Origin of the sequence: Streptosporangium sp. NPDC002544 (genome assembly GCF_040295965.1) — a bacterium.
In the GTDB taxonomy this organism is placed as follows: Bacteria; Actinomycetota; Actinomycetes; order Streptosporangiales; family Streptosporangiaceae; genus Streptosporangium.
This window is the reverse complement of the sequence record NZ_JBEOWJ010000045.1, coordinates 52,425-77,765: the sequence shown is the minus strand read 5'-3', so window position 1 is coordinate 77,765 and position 25,341 is coordinate 52,425. Positions and strand designations below refer to the sequence as shown.

At 70.5% G+C, this 25,341-nt stretch carries 3 protein-coding genes; all 3 read right to left on the bottom strand.

Annotated elements, in window-relative coordinates; translation table 11 throughout:
* Positions 1–2,201, bottom strand: a 2,201-nt coding sequence (locus ABT061_RS42875; protein WP_350929147.1) for a type I polyketide synthase, incomplete at its 3' end; no start/stop codon positions are given.
* Positions 2,202–2,239: 38 nt separating this feature from the next.
* Positions 2,240–24,907, bottom strand: coding sequence for an SDR family NAD(P)-dependent oxidoreductase (locus tag ABT061_RS42870; RefSeq protein WP_350929145.1), 22,668 nt, complete (start codon positions 24,905–24,907; stop codon positions 2,240–2,242).
* 46 nt (positions 24,908–24,953) lie between these two features.
* Positions 24,954–25,127 (bottom strand): hypothetical protein, encoded by a 174-nt coding sequence (locus ABT061_RS42865; protein WP_350929143.1) that lies wholly within the window; start codon positions 25,125–25,127, stop codon positions 24,954–24,956.
* Positions 25,128–25,341: the final 214 nt, after the last annotated feature.

Sequence of the window (25,341 nt, the reverse complement as noted above, 5' to 3'; positions counted from 1 at the left end):
ACCATCGAGGCCGGGCCGTTCACCGCCGCGATCGACACCTCCTTCTCACGCCCGGCCAGCAGCTCGGCGACCTCCTCCTCGGTGGTCTGCACCGCGACCATCGCCCCACCGGCGGGGAGCGCCTGCATCAACCGCGCCCGACCCGCCACCAACGCACACGCATCGGCCAGCGACAGCACCCCGGCCACATGGGCAGCGGTGATCTCCCCGATCGAATGGCCCGCCAGCACATCCGGCCGCACTCCCCACGAGGAGACCAACCGGAACAACGCCGTCTCCACCGCGAACAACGCCGGCTGCGCCCACCCCGTCCGATCCAGCAACCCCGCCTCGGCCGACCCCGGCTCGGCGAACAGCACCTCCCGCAGCGACCCGCCGAGCAGCGGATCCAGCTCCGCGATCACCGCGTCCAACGCCTCGGCGAACACCGGGAACCGGTCATACAGCTCCCGGCCCATCCCCGCCCGCTGACTCCCCTGACCGGTGAACAACACCGCGAGCTCCGGCTCCGCCCCCGCCACCCCGCGCACCACACCCGCGACAGGCCGGTCGTCCGCCAGCGCACCCAGGCCGGCCAGCACCCCATCACGATCGCCGGCCAGCACCACCGCCCGATGCTCGAACGCCGACCGCGTCGTGGCCAGCGAGAACGCGGCATCGGCCAGCCCCAGATCAGACTCACCGTCCAGGAACGACACCAGCCGCCCGGCCTGCGCCCGCAACGCTCCTGCCGTACGGCCCGACACCAGCACCGGCACCACACCCGCGGCCACATCCGCCGGTGCCGGATCATCCGCCTCCGACCCGGCGTCAGGAGCTCCCGGGCCTTGTTCGATGATGACGTGCGCGTTGGTGCCGCTGAAACCGAACGACGACACCCCGGCCCGCCACGGCCGATCCACCTGAGGCCAGGGCCTGGTCTCGGTCAGCAGTTCCACAGCACCAGCCGACCAGTCCACGTGCGAGGACGGTTCGTCCACGTGCAGCGTCTTGGGCAGCACCCCGTGCCGCATCGCCATGACCATCTTGATCACACCCGCGACACCCGCGGCCGCCTGGGTGTGACCGATGTTCGACTTCACCGATCCGAGCAGCAGCGGCCGATCCTCCGGCCGATCCTGACCGTACGTGGCCAGCAGGGCCTGCGCCTCGATCGGGTCACCCAGCGTCGTCCCCGTGCCGTGCGCCTCGACCACGTCCACGTTCGCGGGGGTCAGGCCCGCACCGGCCAAGGCCTGGCGGATCACCCGCTGCTGCGACGGGCCGTTCGGCGCGGTCAACCCGTTGGACGCACCGTCCTGGTTCACCGCCGAGCCGCGCAGGACGGCCAGGATCTGGTGGCCATTGCGGCGGGCGTCCGACAACCGCTCCAGCACCAACATGCCTATGCCTTCGGACCAGTTCGTACCGTCCGCCGCGTCGGCGAACGCCTTGCATCGTCCGTCGGTCGCGAGCCCGCCCTGGGCGCTGAAGTCGATGAACATTCCGGGCGTGGCCATCACGGTCACGCCTCCCGCGAGGGCCAGACCGCACTCGCCCGAGCGCAGCGCCTGCGCCGCCAGATGCAACGCCACCAGAGAGGACGAACAGGCGGTGTCCACCGTGACCGCAGGGCCCTCCAAGCCCAGCGCGTAGGCGATACGCCCGGTGGCGATGCTTCCGGCGGTCCCGGTGCTGACGAAGCTCCTCACTTCCAGCGGGAACTCGGCACTCGGCCCGTAGTCGTGGTAAATGACGCCGGCGAACACGCCCGTGTGGCTGCCACGCAGCGAGACCGGGTCGATCCCGGCCCGCTCGATCGCCTCCCACGACACCTCAAGCAGCAACCGCTGCTGCGGATCCATCGCCAACGCCTCACGCGGCGAGATCCCGAAGAACCCGGGGTCGAACTCCCCGGCCTCGTGCAGGAAACCACCCTCACGCACATAGCTGGTGCCCCGGCGCTCCCGGTCCGGGTTGTACACCACCCCGAGATCCCAGCCACGCGACGTCGGGAACTCCCCGATCCCATCACCGCCCTCGGCCACCAGACGCCACAAGTCTTCAGGAGAGTTGACATCACCCGGAAAGCGGCACGCCATCGACACAATCGCAATCGGATCGTGCCTGCCCGACTCAACCTCTTGGAGTCGCCGACGGGTCTCACGCAGATCAGCGGCGACCGACTTGAGGTATTCAACGAGCTTCCGGTCTTCCGACATCGGGGCGGCCCTCCGAAGTGTTCCGAGGCGAGCCGGGATCACAGATCTTTCAGGTAGCCCAGTTCGCTTTCGATGATGCCGAGGATGTCTTCGGCACTCGCTGATTCGAGCATGTCTACGACAGCGATTTCACTAGTTCCTGGGCCGCTCTCGCTCACCTTCCCCAGCAGCTGCCGGAGCCGTGTCGCGATACCGTTCCGAGTGATCTCATCGAGCGCGTCCTCGGAAAGTGCGGCCTCGAATCGGTCGAGGTCGGCCAGCAACGACGGCTTCGCGGCTACGGGTTCCCCGGGAGCGATTTCCGCGAGGAGGTGCTCGGCGAGGACAACGGGGGTGGGGTAGTCGAAGATGAGGGTGGCCGGCAGGCGCAGCCCGGTGGCGGCGTTGAGCCGGTTGCGCAGCTCGATCGCGGTCAGCGAGTCGAAGCCCAGCTCGCGGAACTCGCGCCGTACTTCCACCGCCGCGGAGTCGGGGTGTCCGAGGACGGCGGCGGCCTGGGCGCGAATGAGGTCGGACAGCATTCGGATCCGCTTGGGGTGGGCCAGGCCGGCCAGCTGCCGGGACAGCGCCTCGCCCGCGCCGCCACCTCCGGCTGCCGACAGCGCGGCGGCCGTACGGCGGGTGCCGCGCACCAGACCGCGGAACAACGGCGGCACCTGCTCTTGTGGCACTGTGGGCGGATTCAGCTGGACCGGGATCACGAGCGGTGAGTCCGATCCGATGGCGGCGTCGAACAGCGCCAGTCCCTGCTCGGTGGTGATCGGCGGCAGCCCGGCGGCGGTCATCCGCTGCACATCGGCCTGTGACATGTCCCCGGTCATCCCGGTGGCCTGCGCCCACAGTCCCCAGGCCAGCGACAGTCCCGGCAACCCCAGCGCCCGGCGCCGTGCCATCAACGCGTCCAGCCAGGCATTGGCCGCCGCGTAGTTGCCCTGACCACCGCCGCCCATCACCCCGGCCAGCGAGGAGAACACCACGAACCCAGCCAGATCCATCTCCTGGGTCAGCTCATGCAGATGCCAGGCCGCGTCCACCTTCGGCCGCAACACCGACTCCAGCCGCTCCGGCGTCAGCGAGGCGATCGTCCCGTCATCCAGCACACCCGCGGTATGAATCACCGCCGTCAGCGGATGCCCGGTGTCCACCCCGGCCAGCAGGGCCGCCACCTGATCCCGATCCGCCACATCACAGGCGGCGACCGTGACCTCGACCCCGTGCGCGATCAGCTCGGCCTGCAGTTCCACGGCGCCGGGGGCGTCCAGGCCTCGGCGGCTGGTCAGCAGCAGATGCCGCACACCCCGCTCGGCCACCAGATGCCGCGCGAACAACGCACCCAGACCACCGGTCCCACCGGTGATCAACACCGTGCCCTCCGAGTTCCACCGCCGGGGCATGGTCAGCACGATCTTGCCGGTGTGCCTGGCCTGGCTCATGAACCGGAACGCCTCCCGGCCCCGGCGCACATCCCACGCCGTCACCGGCAACGGCTCCAGCTCACCGGCGGCGAACAGCTCCATCAGCTCGGCCAGGATCTGCCGCAGCCGCTCAGGCTCGGCGTCCAATACGTCGAACCAGTGATACTCCAGCCCCGGGAAGCGGTCCTGCTCGCGGATGTCGAGCTTGCCCATCTCGATGAACCGGCCGCCCGGGCGCAGCAGTCGTGCCGAGGCGTCGATGAACTCCCCGGTCAGCGAGTTCAGCACCACATCGATACCCCGATCACCGCACACCTCACGGAACCGCTCCTCGAACTCCAGGGTGCGCGAGGAGGCGATGTGATCATCCGGGATGCCCAGCGAACGCAGCACCTCCCACTTGGCCGGGCTCGCCGTGGCGAACACCTCCACCCCCAGCCGCTGCGCCAGCTGGATCGCGGCCATGCCCACACCACCGGTGCCCGCGTGCACCAGCAGCCGCTCGCCCTCCCGCAACCCGGCCAGGTCCATCAACCCGTAGCAGGCCGTCAGGAACACCACCGGAATCGTCGCCGCCTGCTCGAACGAGATCCCGTCAGGGATCCTGGCCAGGACTCGGGCGTGAGTGACCGTCACCGGGCCGAACGAGCCCTCGGCCAGACCGACCACCCGATCCCCCGCACGCAGGCCCTCCACCTCCGGGCCGACCTCCAGCACCACCCCGGCGACCTCACCACCCATCAGGCCGACCCTGTCCTGGAACCAGCCCAGCGCGTTCAACCCGTCCAGCAGGTCCCGGAAGTTCACCCCCGCCGCACGCACCGCCACCCGCACCTGCCCCGCCTCCAACGGCTCAGTCGCCTGCGGGAACGGAAGCAACTCCAACGCGTCCAGACTGCCCTTGGCCCGGCTGCCCAGCCGCCACGCCACCTCACCGGCCGGCGGCAACAGACCCGCCCCCGACACCAGCGACGCCAACCGCGGCACCCGCACCCCACCCTCACGCACCGCCACCTGCGGCTCACCGGAAGCCGGCAGGTCGGCCAGGATCCCCGGCAATGCCGACAGCGAGGACTTCTGCCCGTCCACGTCGACCAGCACGAACCGGCCCGGGTTCTCCGACTGCGCGCTACGCACCAACCCCCACACCCCGGCCGCACCCAGATCCGCCACCGGCTCACCCTCAACGGCGGCCACCGCACCACGAGTGACGATCACCAACCGCGAACCAGCACACCGCTCATCGGCCAGCCACCCCTGCAACAGACCCAGCACCCCAGCCGCCATCGCACGCGCCGAGACCACCGCATCCCCGGCCGACCCGGCCGCGACCTCGGCCAGCACCACCTCCGGCACCGGCCCCACCTCGCCCAACACCGACAGATCCCGGTGAACCGTCACCGACTGTCCGACCGACTCCCACACCGCCGCGAGACCCAAGGCATCCGGCTCGAACCCGGCGAAACCGACCACCGTCACCGGCGCCGGATCAGCCACGGAAACCTCGGAAAGCGGGCTCCAATCCAGCCGGAACAGCCCATCCCGCGCCGCGCCACGACCGCCGCCGACGGCGAGCTGGTCGGTCGCGATCGGCCGCAGCACCAGCGAACGCGCCGACAGCACCGGCTCGCCGGCGGCGTCCACCGCGATCAGCGACACGGAATCGTCACCCGTCCTGGCCAGGCGCACCCGCAGCACCGACGCACCACCCGCGCGCAGGCTCACCTGACCCCAGGAGAACGGCAACCGGCCACCCTCCACCGGCTCCAGCCCGACGAATGGCATCGCGTGCAGCGCCGCGTCCAGCAACGCCGGATGCAGCCCGAACGAACCGGCGTCACCGACCTGCTCGGGCAGCGCGACCTCGGCGAACACCTCACCGTCGGCGCCGTACCAGGCGGCGCGCAGATTCTGGAAGACCAGGCCGTATTCGAACCCGCCCACGGCCAGTTCCTCGTACAACCCGTCCAGCCCGATAGCGGTCGCGCCGGCCGGGGGCCACATCGCCGCGTCGAACGGCGCGGCGTCCGCAGAACCGATGGTGAGGGTGCCTGTCGCGAAGGTGCCGGTGGCGTGCCGTACCCACGGCACGTCGTTTGCGGCCTCGGCCGACCGGGCGTAGATGTTCACGCTACGGTGGCCTGTCTCCTGTGCGGCGCCCACCCACACCTGCACCGCGACGGCCTCACTCTCGCCCAGCACCAGCGGCGCGGTCAGGGTCAGCTCCTCGACCACCTCGCAGCCGACCTGGTCACCCGCCCGCACCGCCAGCTCCAGGAACCCGGTACCCGGGAAGATCACTGTTCCGGACACGACGTGATCGGCCAGCCACGGATGCGACCGCACCGACAACCGCCCGGTCAGCAGCACACCGTCCGAGTCGGCCAGGCCCACGGCGGCACCCAGCAGCGGGTGGCCGGCTGTCGCCAGCCCGGCCGCGGCCACGTTGCCCACGCGAGATGCCGGACCCTTGGGCCAGAACCGCTGATGCTGGAAGGCATACGTCGGCAGGTCGACCCGGCGGGCGCCGGAGAGGACGGCCTGCCAATCCACTGCCACCCCGTGCACGTGCAGCTCGGCAAGCGCCGTCATGGACGCGATCCGCTCGTCGCGGCCCTTACGCAGCACCGGCACCAGCACAGCGTCCGACTCCTGCGCGTCCGCATCAGACTCGGCCGCGAGCGTGTCGGCGGCCATCGCGGTCAACACGCCGTCGGGGCCCAGCTCCAGATAGGCTCGTACGCCCTGGCGGTGCAGCGTGCGGACGCCGTCGGCGAACCGTACGGCCTGGCGGACCTGGTCCACCCAGTAGTCCGGTGAGCACAGCTGCTCGGCCGTGGCCGACTCCCCGGTCACGTTCGAGACCACCGGAATTTCCGGCGGGCTGTAGGTGAGCGTCCGGGCCAGGGCGCGGAAGTCCTCCAGCATCGGATCCATCAGCGGCGAGTGGAACGCGTGCGACACCCGCAACCGCTTCGTCCTGACCCCACGCCCGTCCAGCACGGCGGCGACCTCCAGCACCGGCTCCTCGACCCCGGCGATCACCACCGAGGCCGGGCCGTTCACCGCCGCGACCGACACCTCCTTCTCACGCCCGGCCAGCAGCTCGGCGACCTCCTCTTCCGAGGCCTGCACCGCGACCATCGCCCCACCCGCGGGGAGCGCCTGCATCAACCGCGCCCGACCCGCCACCAGCACACACGCGTCCTTCAGGGACAGCACCCCGGCCACATGGGCAGCGGTGATCTCCCCGATCGAATGCCCCGCCAGCACACCCGGCTTGACACCCCACGAGGACACCAGCCGGAACAGCGCCGTCTCCACCGCGAACAACGACGGCTGCGCCCACCCCGTCTGATCCAGCGACCCCGCCTCAACCGACCCCGGCTCGGCGAACAGCACCTCCCGCAACGACCCGTCGAGCAGCGGGTCCAGCTCGGCGATCACCTCGTCCAACGCCGTCGCGAACACCGGGAACCGCGCATACAGCTCCCGGCCCATCCCCGCCCGCTGACTGCCCTGACCGGTGAACAGCACCGCCAGCCGCGGCTTCGCCTCGGCCAGCCCGCGCACCACGCCCGCACCCGGGCGGTCTTCGGCCACGGCCCGCAGGCCGGCCAGCAGACCATCACGATCCCCGGCGACCACCACCGCTCGATGCTCGAACGCCGACCGCGTGGTGGCCAGCGAGAACGCCGCATCGCTGAGCCTCAGACCAAGCTCGCCGTCCAGGTACGACGCCAGGCGCTCAGCCTGCGCCCGCAATGCCTGATCGGTCCGCCCCGACACCAGCACCGGCACGTCCTGATCCGCTACCGGCACCGGGCCCTCGGCTGCCACATCCGGAGTTTCCGCGTCCTGCTCCACTGGGCTCTGCTCGATGATCACGTGCGCGTTGGTGCCGCTGATCCCGAACGACGACACACCCGCCCGGCGCGGACGACCGGTCTCCGGCCACTCCACCGGCTCGGTCAGCAACTCCACCGCGCCCATGGACCAGTCCACATGCGACGACGGCTCGTCCACGTGCAGCGTCCTGGGCAGCACCCCGTGCCGCATCGCCATGACCATCTTGATCACACCCGCCACACCGGCGGCCGCCTGGGTGTGACCGATGTTCGACTTCACCGAGCCCAGCAGCAACGGCCTGCCCTCTGGCCGGTCCTGACCGTACGTCGCCAGCAACGCCTGCGCCTCGATCGGGTCACCCAGCGTCGTGCCGGTACCGTGACCCTCCACCACGTCCACTTCGGCCGGGGACAACCCGGCGCCGGCCAGCGCCCGGCGGATCATCCGCTGCTGAGACGGGCCGTTCGGCGCGGTCAGCCCGTTCGACGCGCCGTCCTGGTTGATCGCCGAACCCCGCACCACCGCCAGCACCTGGTGACCGTTGCGGCGCGCGTCCGACAGCCGCTCCAGCACCAGCACGCCCACACCCTCGGACCAGCTCACCCCGTCGGCCGCGTCGGAATAGGACTTGCACCGGCCGTCGCCGGCCAGCCCGCCCTGGGCGCTGAAGTCGATGAACGCTCCCGGGGTGGCCATCACGGTCACACCACCGGCCAGCGCCAGCGAGCAGTCACCACCCCGCAGCGCCTGCGCGGCCAGATGCATCGCCACCAGCGACGACGAGCACGCGGTGTCCACGGTCACCGCCGGGCCCTCCAGCCCGAACAGGTAGGAGATCCGGCCGGACAGCACACTTCCGGCGGTGCCGGTCCCCATGAAGCTCATCACGTCCGGAGGGAACTCCAGACGAGCCGATGTGTAGTCATGGTGCATCACTCCGGCGAACACGCCGGTACGACTGCCGCGCAGCGAGACCGGGTCGATCCCGGTCCGCTCGATCGCCTCCCACGACGTTTCCAGCAGCAACCGCTGCTGCGGATCCATCGCCAGCGCCTCACGCGGCGAGATGCCGAAGAACCCGGGGTCGAACTCCCCGGCCTCGTGCAGGAAGCCACCCTCACGCACATAGCTGGTCCCCTGGCGCTCCCGATCCGGGTTGTACAACCCGTCGAGATCCCAACCGCGGGTCGTCGGGAACGGCGAGATCCCGTCCCCGCCTTCGGCCACCAGCCGCCACAGATCCTCGGCGGAACTCACCCCGCCCGGATAGCGGCACGCCATACCCACGATCACGATCGGGTCATCGGCCGTCGGCGGCAGCACCTGCGGCGCCGTGTCCAGGACCTCCGCCTCCGTACCCATCAGCTCGTCGAGCAGATGTTTGGCCAGCACGGTGGGGGTCGGGTAGTCGAACACCAGCGTGGCCGACAGACGCAGACCCGTCGCGGTGTTCAGCCGATTGCGCAACTCGACCGCGGTGAGACTGTCGAAGCCCAGCTCGCGGAACTCCCGCCGCACCTCCACCGCGTCCGGCGTGGCGTGCCCCAGTACCAGCGCCATCTCGATCCGCACCACATCCAGCAGGACCTCAAGGCGTTCCGCGGCACCCAGGGGAGCAAGCCGCTGCGGCAGTTTGCTCCGCACCTGCGGGGCAGCGGCCTTCGAGCGGCGTACGGCGGGGACCAGCCCGCTCAGCATCGGCGGCAGCACCTCATGCGCCCGCAGTGCCGGCATGTTCAACCGGACCGCAGCCACCGCCGATTCACCGGACGCCACGGCCGCGTCGAACAACGCCATGCCCTGTGCGGGCGAGATCGGCAGCAGGCCGCTCATGTTCCACCGCTGAACGTCCACTTGCGACAACCGGCTGGTCATCCCGACGTCCTGCGACCACGGACCCCATGCCAGCGACACCGCCGGCAATCCCGCGGCCCTCCGGTGCTGGACCAGCGCATCCAGGAACGCGTTGGCCGCCGCGTAGTTGCCCTGCCCTGCCCCGCCGAACGTCCCCGCCACCGACGAGAACACAATGAACTCGGCCAGATCCTCGTCACGGGTGAGCTCGTGCAGATGCCAGGCGGCGTCCGCCTTCGGCCGCAACACCGTCTCCAACCGCTCCGGCGTCAGCGACGAGATCGTCCCGTCGTCCAGCACACCGGCGGTGTGAATCACCGCGGTCAGCGGGTGCTCGGCATCCACCTGCGCCGGCAGCGCCGCGACCGCGTCCCGGTCGGCCACGTCACACGCGACGATGCTCACCTGCGCGCCCTGCGCGACCAGATCCGCCCGCAGTTCCACCGCACCGGGAGCGTCCGGACCCCGGCGGCTCACCAGCAGCAGGTGCCGTACCTCATGCTCGGCCACCAGATGCCGGGCCAGCTGCGCGCCCAGGCCGCCGGTCCCACCGGTGATCAACACCGTGCCCTCAGGGTTCCAGACCCGGGCACCGTGCTCATCCGGTGACAGCCGGGCGAGGCGGGGAACCCGCGCTTCGTAATCGCGCACCGCCACCTGTTGTTCACCGCAGGCCAGCAGGACGGGCAGCGCCGACAAGGCGGTCTCCTGCTCCTCCACATCGGCCAGCAGGAAGCGGCCCGGATTCTCCGCCTCGGCACTACGGACCAGTCCCCACACGGTGGCCGCAGCCGGGTTCGACACGGCCTCGCCGGCACCGGTCGCGACCGCGCCCCGGGTAACGAACACCAGGCGCGAGTCGCTGAACCGCTCATCGGCCAGCCACTGCTGCAGCAGGCCAAGAACGCGTGTGGTCAGCGCGTGCGCCGACTCCACCACATCCGTGGAGTCAGAGACATCGATTTCGACGGTCACCAGGTCAGGCACCCTGCCGAATTGCAGCTCCAGCGAATCGAGGTCGCCGGTGAGCTCGGCCACCTCCAACCCGATCACGGCGTCCACCGGGGAGACCGTCATCGGCACGGCGATCCAATCCAGCTGGAACAGCGAGTCCCGCTCCACCCCACGGTCGTGGGAAGCCGTCGCAAGCTGGTCGGCCGAGACCGGACGCAGTACCAAGGAGCGCGCCGACAGCACCGGCGCCCCGGCGGCGTCCACTGCGGTCAGCGACACCGAATCGGCGCCGCTCCTGGCCAGCCGCACGCGCAACGCCGACGCGCCCCCGGCCTGCAGGCTCACAGCGCTCCAGGAGAACGGCAACCTGCCGCCTCCCGCCGATTCCAGCCCGGCGAACGGCACCGAGTGCAGCGCGGAGTCGAGCAACGCTGGATGCATATTGAACAAACCGGCGTCAGCGACCTGCTCCGGCAGAGCGACCTCGGCGAACACCTCGCCACCCCCGCCCCGCCAGGCCGCTTTCAGGCCCTGGAACACCGGCCCGTAGCCGAGCCCGCCCTCGGCAAGCCGGTCGTACAGCCCGTCCAGCTCGATCGCGGTCGCGCCCCGCGGCGGCCACACCGTGGCGTCGAACCCGGCGACCGGGCCACCGGCCTCGGCGACAGGGTCGGTGGTCATCAGCATGCCGGTGGCGTGCCGCATCCACGGTGTGTGATCCTCAGTCTCGGCCGGGCGGGCGTAGATGCCGAGCAGGTGCCTGCCTGACTCGTCCCGGGCGCCCACCGACACCTGCACCGCGACAGCGTCATCCTCACCCAGCACCAGCGGCGCGGCCAGCGTCAGCTCCTCGACCAGGTCGCAGCCGACCTGGTCACCGGCCCGGATCGCCAGCTCCAGAAACCCGGTGCCGGGGAACACCACCATCCCGCCCACGACGTGATCGGCCAGCCACGGATGCGACCGCACGGACAACCGGCCGGTCAGCAGCACAGCGTCGGAGTCGGCCAAGTCAACGGAAGCGCTCAGCAGCGGATGCTCCGCCGCGGCCAAGCCCAGAGTGCGGGCATCCCCGATCCGCTTGCCGACCGGCCAGAACGGCTGACGCTGGAAGGCGTAGGTCGGCAGTTCCACCCGCCGCCCACCCGGCAACACCGCACGCCAGTCGAGCGCTACCCCGTGCACATGCAGCTCGGCCAGCGCCGCCATGACCGCCGCCTGCTCGTCACGGTCCCTGCGCAGCACCGGCACCAGCACCGCGGCTGGATCCACGTACGCATCCGTCTCAACTGAACGAGCGTCCGAACCTCGCGAGTCCGAGTCGGCGAGCGCGGTGAGGGTGTCGGCGGCCATGGCGGTCAGCACCCCGTCGGGGCCCAGCTCCAGATACGCCCGTACCCCCTGGCCGTGCAGCGCGCGCACCCCGTCGGCGAACCGGACCGCGCCACGCACCTGCTCCACCCAGTAATCCGGCGAGCACAACCGCTCCGCAGTGGCCACCTGGCCGGTCACCGTGGACACGATCACAACGCGCGGCGCGTTGTAGGTCAACGTCCGAGCTACCACGCGGAAGTCCTCCAGCATCGGCTCCATCAACGGCGAATGGAACGCATGCGACACCCGCAACCGCTTGGTCCGCACCCCCTGACCTTCCAGGGCGGCGGCCACCTCCAGCACCGCCTCCTCCACCCCGGCGATCACCACCGAGGCCGGACCGTTCACCGCCGCGACCGACACCTCACCCTCACGCCCGGCCAGCAGCGCGGCGACCTCCTCCTCAGCGACCTGCACCGACACCATCGCCCCACCCGACGGCAACGCCTGCATCAACCGCGCCCGCGCCGCCACCAGCACACACGCATCCTTCAGGGACAACACCCCGGCCACATGCGCCGCCGCCAACTCCCCGATCGAATGCCCCGCCAGCACATCCGGCTTGACACCCCACGAAGACACCAGACGGAACAACGCCACCTCAAGCGCGAACAACGCCGGCTGCGCCCACCCCGTCCGATCCAGCGCCTCCACCTCGGGCGTGCCCGGCTCGGCGAACAGCACCTCACGCAACGACCCGTCCAGCAACGGACCCAGCTCGGCGATCACCGCGTCCAACGCCTCGGCGAACACCGGGAACCGCTCATACAGCTCCCGGCCCATCCCCACCCGCTGGCTGCCCTGACCGGTGAACAACACCGCCAGCCGCGGCTCCGGCCCGGCCATCCCCTCGACCACACCGGCACCCGCACGGTCCTCGGCCAGCGCACCCAGCCCGGCCAGCACCCCATCACGATCGCCGGCCAGCACCACCGCCCGATGCTCGAACGCCGACCGCGTCGTCGCCAGCGAGAACGCCGTGTCGATCAGCCCCAGCCCGGACTCGCCCTCCAGGAACGACACCAACCGCTCGGCCTGCGCCCGCAACGCCCCCGCCGTACGGCCCGACACCAGCACCGGCACCACACCGGCAACCGGTGCGTGGTCCTGCGGAGCGTCCTCGTCCGCGGCTTCCGGAGATTCCACCGCTTGTTCGATGATCACGTGGGCGTTGGTGCCGCTGATCCCGAACGACGACACCCCCGCCCGCCACGGCCGCTCCACCCGAGGCCAGGCCCTGGCCTCGGTCAGCAGCTCCACCGCACCGGCCGACCAGTCCACATGCGAGGACGGCGCATCCACATGCAACGTCCTGGGCAACACCCCATGCCGCATCGCCATGACCACCTTGATCACACCCGCCACACCCGCGGCCGCCTGCGTATGACCGATGTTCGACTTGATCGACCCCAGCAACAACGGCCGGTCGGCGTCCCGGTCCTGGCCGTAGGTCGCCAGCAGGGCCTGCGCCTCGATCGGGTCACCCAGCGTCGTGCCGGTGCCGTGCGCCTCCACCACATCCACATCGGCGGGGTTCAGCCCGGCACTGCCCAGCGCCTGACGGATCACCCGCTGCTGCGACGGACCATTCGGCGCGGTCAACCCGTTGGACGCACCGTCCTGGTTGACCGCCGACCCGCGCAGCACCGCGAGCACCTGATGGCCGTTGCGGCGCGCGTCCGACAACCGCTCCAGCACCACCACCCCGATACCCTCGGCCCAGCTCGTACCATCGGCCGCCTCGGCGAACGCCTTGCACCGCCCATCAGGAGCCAGCCCACCCTGCTGACTGAAATCGATGAACGCACCCGGCGACGCCATCACCGTCACACCACCGGCCAGCGCCAGCGAACACTCACCCGAGCGCAGCGCCTGCGCCCCCAGATGCATCGCCACCAGCGACGACGAACACGCCGTGTCCACCGTCATCGCCGGACCCTCCAGGCCCAGCGCGTACGAGACCCGACCCGACAACACACTCCCGGCATTACCGGTACCGAAGAAACTCATCACATCCGGCGGGAACTCCACGCTAGACGCGTAGTCGTGATACGACACCCCGGCGAACACACCGGTACGACTGCCACGCAGCGAAACCGGGTCCATCCCCGCCCGCTCGATCGCCTCCCACGACGTCTCCAGCAGCAACCGCTGCTGCGGATCCATCGCCAGCGCCTCACGCGGCGAGATCCCGAAGAACCCCGGATCGAACTCCCCCGCCTCGTGCAGGAACCCACCCTCACACACATAGCTGGTCCCGCGATTCTCCCGATCCGGGCTGTACAACCCGTCGAGATCCCAACCGCGGGATGTCGGGAACTCGCCGATCCCGTCCCCGCCCTCGGCCACCAGTCGCCACAGATCCTCAGCGGAACTCACCCCGCCCGGATAGCGGCACGCCATGCCCACGATCACGATCGGGTCGTCCGCCGCAGGCACGACGGACGTGGGGATGATCACGTCGGCCTTCTCGCCGAGCAACTCACCCAGCAGGAACTCCGCCAGCACCACCGGAGTCGGATAGTCGAACACCAACGTCGCCGGCAACCTCAACCCCGTCGCCACGTTCAACCGGTTACGCAACTCCACCGCGGTCAGCGAATCGAACCCCAACTCCCGGAACTCCCGCCGCACCTCCACCAGCTGCGGCGAAGCATGCCCCAGCACCGTGGCCACCTCACCCCGAACCAGCTCAACCACCAACCGCACCCGATCGGCCTGCCCCAGACCGGCCAACCGCCGAACCAACGCCCCATCCCCCGCCACCGGCACCGACGCCGCCGACCGGCGAACCCCACGCACCAACCCGCGCAACAGATGAGGCACCCACCCCTGCGCCCGCACCGCCGACACGTCAAACCGCGCCGCCACAACCGCCGCACGACCCACCGCAACAGCGGCCTCGAACAACGCCAAACCCTGCTCAGGCGACAACGGCATCATCCCCGCCCGCGCCATCCGCCGCATATCCGCCTGGCTCAGCGTGCCCGTCATCCCGGCGTCCTGCGCCCAGGCACCCCACGCCAGCGACAACCCCGCCAGCCCCTCAGCCCGCCGCACCTTCGCCAACGCGTCCAGGAACGCGTTCGCCGCCGCGTAGTTACCCTGACCCGCCCCACCGAACGTCCCCGCCACCGACGAGAACACCACGAACGCCGCCAGATCCAGATCCCGGGTCAGCTCGTGCAGATACCAGGCCGCATCCACCTTCGGCCGCAACACCGTCCCCAACCGCTCCGCCGTCAACGACGGAATCGTCCCGTCATCCAGCACACCGGCGGTGTGGATCACCGCGGTCAGCGGGTGCTCGGCATCCACCCCGGCCAGCAACGCCGCCACCTGGTCCCGATCGGCCACATCACACGCGACGATCTCGACCTCGACCCCATGCGCGATCAACTCCGCCTGCAACTCCACCGCACCCGGAGCCTCCAGACCCCGGCGGCTGGTCAGCAGCAGACGCCGCACCCCACGCTCGGCCACCACATGCCGCGCGAACAACCCACCCAGACCACCGGTACCACCAGTGATCAACACCGTCCCCTCCGGATCCCAGACCCGGCCCGCCGTGTCGGCAACCTTGGAGCCCGCCAGACGCGGCACCAGTACCTCACCGCCGCGCACCACCGCCTGCGGCTCACCCGACGCCAGCACCCAGGCCAACATCTCCGGCAGCGCCGACAGCGAAGACTCCCGCCCGTCCACGTCCATCAGCACGAACCGGCCCGGGTTCTCCAACTGCGCACTGCGCACCAGACCCCACACCCCGGCCGCCGGCAGATCAGTGACCGCGTCCTCTTCCCGCGCCTCAATCGCACCACTGGTGAGAATCACCAAACGGGAGTCGACGAACCGGTCGTCGGCCAGCCATCGCTGCACCAGATCCAGCACCCGGGCGGCCAGCTCATGCGCCGACTCCACCACTCCGCACGCCGGGTCCGAGATCGCCTCGGCCATTATCACGCTGGGTACCGGATCTGCCAGGACCGACAGATCCGCGTGAACCTGAGCCGGTTGACCGACCGTCTCCCAGGCGGCGGCGACCCCTAGGAGGTCGAGACCGAGCACCGCCACCGGCACCGCATCGGCCGTCGAAAGCTCCGTCAGCGGCGACCACTCCACCTCGAACAGCGGGTCCCGCCCCGTCCCTCGGCCGCCGGAGGCGACCGCGAGCTGATCGGCGGAGACCGGCCGCAGCACCAGTGAACGTGCCGACAGCACCGGCTCCCCGGTGGCGTCCACCGCGCTCACCGAAACCGAATCGTCGCCCGTCTTGGCCAGCCGCACTCGCAGCAGCGAGGCGCCACTAGCGTGCAGGCACACTCCGCTCCAAGAGAACGGCAACCACCCCCCCTCGGAATCATCCAGCCCGACGAACGGCACCGCGTGCAACGCCGCATCCAACAGCGCCGGATGCAACCCGAACGAACCCGCGCTCGACTCCACCTGCCCAGGCAGTGCGATCTCCGCGAACACCTCACCACCCTCACCCCGCCAAGCAGCCCGCAACCCCTGGAACACCGGCCCATAACTCAGCCCGTCCCAGGCCAGCCGCTCGTACAACCCATCCAGCTCGATCGCCGACACCCCACGCGGCGGCCACACCACCGTCTCGAACGGCGCAGCGGCGCGGCCTCCGGCCGTCAGCACACCGGTGGCGTGCTCCACCCACGGCTCATCCTCAGCCGCCTCCGCCGGCCGCGCGTAGATGCTCACACCACGACGACCCGACTCCGCGGCGGCGGCCACCCACACCTGCACCGCCACCGCGTCCCGCTCACCCAGCACCAACGGCGCATCCAGCGTCAGCTCCTCCACCACATCAAAACCGACCTGATCACCCGCCCGGATCGCCAACTCCAGGAACGCCGTGCCCGGCACCACCACCGAACCCATCACCGCGTAATCGGCCAGCCACGGATGCGACCGCAGCGACAACCGGCCGGTCAGCAACACCCCATCGGAACCGGCCAGCCCCACCGCCGCACCCAGCAGCGGATGCCCCGCAGCCGCCAGACCCGCCGCCGCCACGTTCCCCGCGCGGTCACCGACGCCCTGGGGCCAGTACCAGTGGTGCTGGAAGGCGTAGGTCGGCAGTTCCACCCGCCGCCCACCCGGCAACACCGCACGCCAGTCGAGCGCTACCCCGTGCACATGCAGCTCGGCCAGCGCCGCCATGACCGCCGCCTGCTCGTCACGGTCCCTGCGCAGCACCGGCACCAGCACCGCGGCTGGATCCACGTACGCATCCGTCCCAACTGAACGAGCGTCCGAACCCCGCGAGTCCGAGTCGGCGAGCGCGGTGAGGGTGTCGGCGGCCATGGCGGTCAGCACCCCGTCGGGGCCCAGCTCCAGATACGCCCGTACCCCCTGGCCGTGCAGCGCGCGCACCCCGTCGGCGAACCGAACCGCGCCACGCACCTGCTCCACCCAGTAATCCGGCGAGCACAACTGCTCCGCCGTGGCCACCTGGCCGGTCACGTTCGACACCACCGGAATACGCGGCGCGCTGTAGGTCAACCCGCCCGCCAGAGCACGGAAGTCCTCCAGCATCGGCTCCATCAACGGCGAATGGAACGCGTGCGACACCCGCAACCGCTTGGTCCGCACCCCCTGACCTTCCAGGGCGGCGGCCACCTCCAGCACCGCCTCCTCCACCCCGGAGATCACCACCGAGGCCGGACCGTTCACCGCCGCAACCGACACCTCACCCTCACGCCCCACCAGCAGCGCGGCGACCTCCTCCTCGGCGGCCTGCACCGCCACCATCGCCCCACCCGACGGCAACGCCTGCATCAACCGACCCCGCGCCGCCACCAGCACACACGCATCCTTCAGGGACAACACCCCGGCCACATGGGCAGCGGTGATCTCCCCGATCGAATGGCCCGCCAGCACATCCGGCCGTAGCCCCCACGAGGAGACCAGCCGGAACAGCGCCGTCTCCACCGCGAACAGCGCCGGCTGCGCCCACCCCGTCTGATCCAGCAACCCCGCCTCAGCCGAACCCGGCTCGGCGAACAGCACCTCCCGCACCGAACAGCCCGCCCGCTTGGCCGACTCGCCGCCCGGCCGCCCGGCCAACTCCCCGTCCAACTGCTCCAGCACCGCGTCCAACGCCTGCGCGAACACCGGGAACCGCTCATACAGCTCCCGGCCCATCCCCACCCGCTGACTGCCCTGACCGGTGAACAACACCGCCAGCTGCGGCTCCGGCTCCGCCGTCCCGCGCACCACACCGGCACCCGGACGGTCCTCGGCCAGCGCACCCAGCCCGGCCAGCACCCCATCACGGTCCCCGGCCAGCACCACCGCCCGATGCTCGAACGCCGACCGCGTCGTCGCCAGCGAGAACGCCGTGTCGATCAGCCCCAGCCCAGGCTCGCCCTCCAGGAACGACACCAACCGCTCGGCCTGCGCCCGCAACGCCTCCACCGACCGGCCCGACACCAGCACCGGCACCACACCCGCAGTCGCAGCAGGTGCCTGGCCCTGCGAAGCCTCTTCGGGTTCCGGCGTTTCCGGTCCTTGTTCGATGATCACGTGGGCGTTGGTGCCGCTGATCCCGAACGACGACACCCCCGCCCGCCACGGCCGCTCCACCCGAGGCCACGACCGAGATTCGGTCAGCAGCTCCACCGCACCAGCCGACCAGTCCACATGCGACGACGGCGCATCCACATGCAACGTCCTGGGCAACACCCCATGCCGCATCGCCATGACCATCTTGATCACACCCGCCACACCCGCGGCCGCCTGCGTATGACCGATGTTCGACTTGATCGACCCCAGCAACAACGGCCGATCCTCCGGCCGATCCTGACCGTACGTCGCCAGCAACGCCTGCGCCTCGATCGGATCACCCAGCGTCGTCCCCGTACCGTGCGCCTCCACCACATCCACATCGGCGGGGTTCAGCCCGGCACCGGCCAGCGCCTGACGGATCACCCGCTGCTGCGACGGACCATTCGGCGCGGTCAACCCGTTCGACGCACCATCCTGGTTCACCGCCGAACCCCGCACCACCGCGAGCACCTGATGGCCGTTGCGCCGCGCGTCCGACAACCGCTCCAGCACCACCACCCCGATACCCTCGGCCCAGCTCGTGCCGTCCGCCGCCTCGGCGAACGCCTTGCACCGCCCATCAGGAGCCAGCCCACCCTGCTGACTGAAATCGATGAACGCACCCGGCGACGCCATCACCGTCACACCACCGGCCAGCGCCAGCGAACACTCACCCGAGCGCAGCGCCTGCGCCCCCAGATGCATCGCCACCAGCGACGACGAACACGCCGTGTCCACCGTCATCGCCGGACCCTCCAGGCCCAGCGCGTACGAGACCCGACCCGACAACACACTCCCGGCATTACCGGTACCGAAGAAACTCATCACATCCGGCGGGAACTCCACGCTTGACGCGTAGTCGTGATACGACACCCCGGCGAACACACCGGTACGACTGCCACGCAGCGAGACCGGGTCCATCCCCGCCCGCTCGATCGCCTCCCACGACGTCTCCAGCAGCAACCGCTGCTGCGGATCCATCGCCAGCGCCTCACGCGGCGAGATCCCGAAGAACCCCGGATCGAACTCCCCCGCCTCGTGCAGGAAACCACCCTCACACACATAGCTGGTCCCGCGATGTTCGGCGTCCGGGTTGTACAGCGCCCCCAGGTCCCAGCCCCGCCTGGTCGGGAATTCCGAGATCCCGTCACCGCCCTCGGCCACCAACCGCCACAGGTCCTCCGCAGAGGCCACCCCGCCCGGATAGCGGCACGCCATGCCCACGATCACGATCGGATCGTCCACCGCAGGCACGACGGACGTGGGGATGATCACGTCGGCCTTCTCGCCGAGCAACTCACCCAGCAGGAACTCCGCCAGCACCACCGGAGTCGGATAATCGAACACCAACGTCGCCGGCAACCTCAACCCCGTCGCCACGTTCAACCGGTTACGCAACTCCACCGCGGTCAGCGAATCGAACCCCAACTCCCGGAACTCCCGCCGCACCTCCACCAGCTGCGGCGAAGCATGCCCCAACACCACCGCGACCTGTGCCCGCACCAACTCCACCACAAGCCGTACCCGATCAGCCTCACCCAGACCGGCCAACCGCCCCACCAACAACCCATCACCCACCCCCGACACCGACACCGCCGACCGGCGAACCCCACGCACCAACCCGCGCAACAGATGAGGCACCTCACCCTGCGTGCGCACCGCCGCCACCTCAAACCGCGCCGCCACAACCACCGCTGCGCCCACCACACCCGCCGCCTCGAACAACCCCAACCCCTGCTCAGGCGACAACGGCACCACCCCCGCCCGCGCCATCCGCCGCAGATCGACCTCGCCCAGCGCCCCGGTCATCCCCGCACCCTGCGCCCACGGCCCCCACGCCAGCGACAGCGCAGCCAACCCCCGCGCCCGCCGATACTCCGCCAACGCGTCCAGGAACGCGTTCGCCGCCGCGTAGTTACCCTGACCCGCCCCACCGAACGTCCCCGCCACCGACGAGAACACCACGAACGCCGCCAGATCCAGACCCCGGGTCAGCTCGTGCAGATACCAGGCCGCATCCACCTTCGGCCGCAACACCGTCCCCAACCGCTCCGCCGACAGCGACGGAATCGTCCCATCGTCCAGCACACCGGCGGTGTGGATCACCGCGGTCAGCGGATGCCCGGCATCCACCCCGGCCAGCAACGCCGCCACCTGGCCCCGATCGGCCACATCACACGCGACGATCTCGACCTCGACCCCATGCGCGATCAACTCCGCCCGCAACTCCACCGCACCCGGAGCCTCCAGACCCCGCCGACTGGTCAACAGCAGACGCCGCACCCCACGCTCGGCCACCACATGCCGCGCGAACAACCCACCCAGACCACCGGTACCACCGGTGATCAACACCGTCCCCTCGGGATCCCACGAGCGGACACTGTCATCGGCGAGGACATCGCCAAGGTCCGAGCCGGGCGCCACCCGTGCCAGGCGCGGCACCCACACCTCACCCCCGCGCACCGCCACCTGCGGCTCGCCTGAGGCCAGAACCGCAGACAGCACGTCAGACAAGGTCGCGAGCGAAGACTCCCGATCATCCACGTCGACCAGCACGAGCCGGCCCGGATTCTCCGACTGAGCACTGCGCACCAGCCCTCGCGCCGCCGCCACAACCGGGTCCGGCGCCGCTTCATCGTCCTCATTGACACCGGCCACAACCCCGCACCGGGTCACCAACACCAGACGCGAATCGGCGAACCGGTCATCGGCCAGCCACCCCTGCAACAGGCCCAGAACATCCGAGGTCAACTCGTGCACCGACGCCACGACCCCGCCGGCTCGGCCAGAGACCGCTTCCGCCAGCACCACACCCGGCACCGGACCCGCCTCCGCCAGCGACAGCAGATCCGCATGAACCGGCGCCGAATCCCCAGCCGCCCGCAGCGCCCCGGCGACACCCAACGTGTCCAGGCCGAGCACCGCCACCGGGAGCGGATCGGCGGTCGGGAGATCCGTCAGCGACGTCCACTCCAAGCCGAACAGCGCGTCCCGCTCCACCCCTCGGCCGCGTCCCGTGGCGGCGAACTGCTCGGCCGCGACCGGCCGCAGCACCAGCGACCGCGCCGACAGCACCGGTTCCCCAGCCGCGTCCACCGCCGTCACCGAGACCGCATCAGCATCGGTCCTGGCCAACCGCACCCGCAGCACCGACGCACCACCGGCGTGCAGACAGACTCCACCCCAGGAGAACGGCAACCGGCCGCCCTCGGCATCGTCCAGCCCGGCGAACGGCACCGCGTGCAACGCCGCATCCAACAGCGCCGGATGCAACCCGAACGAACCCGCGCTCGACGCCGCCTGCTCAGGCAGAACGACCTCGGCGAACACCTCACCGGCCTCGCCACGCCAGGCCGCCTTCAAGCCCTGGAACACCGGCCCGTAATGGAACCCGCCCGCGGCGAACTGGTCGTACAACCCGTCCAGCTCAATGACGGACGCCCCCTGCGGCGGCCACACCACCGTCTCGAACGGCGCGGCGGCGCTGCCTCCGGCCGTCAGCACACCGGTGGCGTGCTCGACCCACGGCTCCTCATCGGCGGCCTCCGCCGACCGGGCATAGATGCTCACACCACGACGGCCCGATCCGTCCGCCGCCCCCACCCACACCTGCACCGCGACCGCATCCCGCTCGCCCAGCACCAGCGGCGCGGTCAAGGTCAGCTCCTCGACCACATCACAGCCGGCCTGGTCACCCGCCCGTACCGCCAGCTCCACGAACACGCTGCCCGGAACCACCACCGAACCCATCACCAGGTAATCGGCCAGCCACGGATGCGACCACAGCGACAACCGCCCGGTCAGCAGCACCCCATCGGAGCCGGCCAGCCCGACCGCGGCCCCCAGCAACGGATGGCCCGTAGCCGCCAACCCGGCAGCCGCCACATTCCCCACCCGCGAACCCGCACCATCAGGCCAGAAACGCTGACGCTGGAACGCATACGTCGGCAACTCCACCTGGTGCCCGCCCGCAAGCACCGGCTCCCAGTCCACCACCACCCCACACACATGCAACTGGGCCAGCGCCGACATGACCGCCGCCTGCTCGTCACGGTCCCTGCGCAGCACCGGCACCATCACCGCGTCAGACCCCGTCACCAGGTCCGCGACGGGCTGATCCTCGGCGGCAAGGGTGTCCTGAGCCATGGCGGTCAGCACCCCGTCGGGGCCGAGCTCCAGATACGCCCGCACGCCCTGACCGTGCAGCGCCCGGATGCCGTCGGCGAAGCGGACCGCGCCGCGGACCTGCTCCACCCAGTAGTCCGGCGAGCACAACTGCTCGGCCGTGGCCACCTGGCCGGTCAGGTTCGACACCACCGGAACCTGCGGCGCGTTGAAGGTGAGCGTCCGGGCCAGTTCCCCGAACTCTTTCAGCATCGGCTCCATCAACGGCGAATGGAACGCGTGCGACACCCGCAACCGCTTGGTCCGCACCCCCCGCTCCTCCAGCACCGCGACGATCCCGAGCACCGGCTCCTCCACCCCGGAGATCACCACCGAGGCCGGGCCGTTCACCGCCGCGATCGACACCTCATCCTCACGCCCGGCCAGCAGCGCGGCGACCTCCTCCTCGGCGGCCTGCACCGCCACCATCGCCCCGCCCGGCGGCAACGCCTGCATCAGCCGCGCCCGGCCCGCCACCAGCACACACGCGTCGGCAAGCGACAGCACCCCGGCCACATGCGCCGCCGCGATCTCCCCGATCGAATGCCCCGCCAGCACATCCGGCTTGACACCCCACGAGGACACCAGCCGGAACAACGCCACCTCAAGCGCGAACAACGTCGGCTGCGCCCACCCCGTCCGATCCAGCAACCCCGCCTCGGGCGTGCCCGGCTCGGCGAACAGCACCTCACGCAACGACCCGTCCAGCAACGGATCCAGCTCGGCGATCACCGCGTCCAACGCCTCGGCGAACACCGGGAAGCGCTCATACAGCTCCCGGCCCATCCCCACCCGCTGGCTGCCCTGACCGGTGAACAGGAATGCGATCTTGTCCCGCCGCCCGCTCTGTCCCAGCAGGACGCCCGCACCCGACCGGCCCTCGGCCACGGCCCGCAGCCCGGCCACGACATCCTCGCGGGCACCGGCCAGCACCGCCGCCCGGTGCTCGAAGACCGATCGCGTCGTGACAAGAGAGAAGGCCATGTCGGCCAGATCCAGATCAGGCTCGGCATCCAGGTACGACGCCAGCCGCTCGGCCTGCGCCCGCAGCGCCTCCGCCGTACGACCCGACACCAGCATCGGGGGCACGCCCGTGGTCGCCGCCGGGTCCCGGTCCTCCGCTCTCGCCGCGATTCGCCGGTTGTTCGGCGCCTGCTCAATGATCACGTGGGCGTTGGTGCCGGTGAGGCCGAACGACGACACCCCCGCCCGCCACGGCCGCTCCACCCGAGGCCAGGCCCTGGCCTCGGTCAGCAGCTCCACAGCACCGGCCGACCAGTCCACATGCGACGACGGCGCATCCACATGCAACGTCCTGGGCAACACCCCATGCCGCATCGCCATGACCATCTTGATCACACCCGCCACACCGGCAGCCGCCTGCGTATGACCGATGTTCGACTTGATCGACCCCAGCAACAACGGCCGATCCTCCGGCCGATCCTGACCGTACGTCGCCAGCAACGCCTGCGCCTCGATCGGATCACCCAGCGTCGTCCCCGTACCGTGCCCCTCGACCACGTCCACATCGGCGGGGTTCAGCCCGGCACTGCCCAGCGCCTGGCGAATCACCCGCTGCTGCGACGGACCATTCGGCGCGGTGAAGCCGTTCGACGCACCGTCCTGGTTCACCGCCGACCCGCGCAGCACCGCGAGTACCTGATGGCCGTTGCGCTGAGCGTCCGACAACCGCTCCAGGACCAGCACGCCCACGCCCTCGGCCCACCCCGTGCCGTCCGCCGCGTCAGCGAACGCCTTGCACCGGCCGTCAGGCGCCAGCCCACCCTGCCGGGTGAACTCCACGAACGCGCCAGGGGTGGTCATCACGGTCACCCCGCCCGCCAGCGCCAGCGAGCAGTCACCGCTGCGCAGCGCCTGCGTCGCCAGGTGCAACGCCACCAGGGATGACGAGCAGGCGGTGTCCACCGTCACCGCCGGGCCCTCCAGGCCCAGCGTGTACGAAAGCCGGCCGGAGGCCGCGCCCGCGCCCATGCCGGTCCCGACGTTGCCCTCGAGGTCGGCCAGCGAGCTCACCATCAGGTAGGAGTAGTCCTGACCGCTCATCCCGACGAAGACCCCGGTACGGCTGCCGCGCAGCCGGGCGGCGTCGATCCCGGCCCGCTCGACAGCCTCCCACGACACCTCCAGCAGCAGCCGCTGCTGCGGATCCATCGCCAGCGCCTCGCGCGGCGAGATCCCGAAGAACCCAGGGTCGAAGTCCGCGATGTCGCGGATGAAGGCTCCCTTGTCGGTGTCGCTTCGAGGTCGGCCGTCCGCATCATGACCCGACAGCATGTCGAGATCCCAGTCGCGGTCGGACGGGAAGCCCGAGGTGGCGTCACCACCTTCAACGATCAGCCGCCACAAATCCTCAGGGGAGGACACCCCGCCGGGGAACCGGCAGCTCATCGCCACGATGGCGATCGGCTCGGTGGTGACCGCGACCAGCTTCTGGTACTGACGCCGTAGCCGTTCGGCCTCCTTCATGGAGCTCCGGAGCGCCTGTACGACCTGCTCACTGGGCGTATCCATCACAGCCTCCGTACATCGGGCGGGGTCGGGAAACCTGCGGCCGGCGTCACCGGTACAGGACACCCACCGCCGCCGCGTCGATCGCGTCAGTCACCACGTCCCTCTCCGCACACACCGGCACCCGGTGCTCTCGCCTGGCGGAGCGTTCCCGCCAGGGAGGGGAGGCGGTATGCACGACGGGGCTCCCTTTAGCAGGAAAGTCGTCGAGCATGCCATCCATTCGGTGAAGTTAGGCCGATGGCGACTCGGCAAACGCCTAGTCTTTAGCGGGCCTGGCGAAGCCGTCCGAGGCCCCGGGAAAACTAGTGATCCCCCTAATGTCGCCGCGATACCGTGCGGGCACGCCGACGTACAGGACACGAAAGACGTGCACGGCGACGACGGATCCGCACCGGAGCAGACGCCTGCGTGTCACTGGCTGTTCGGCAGTCCGG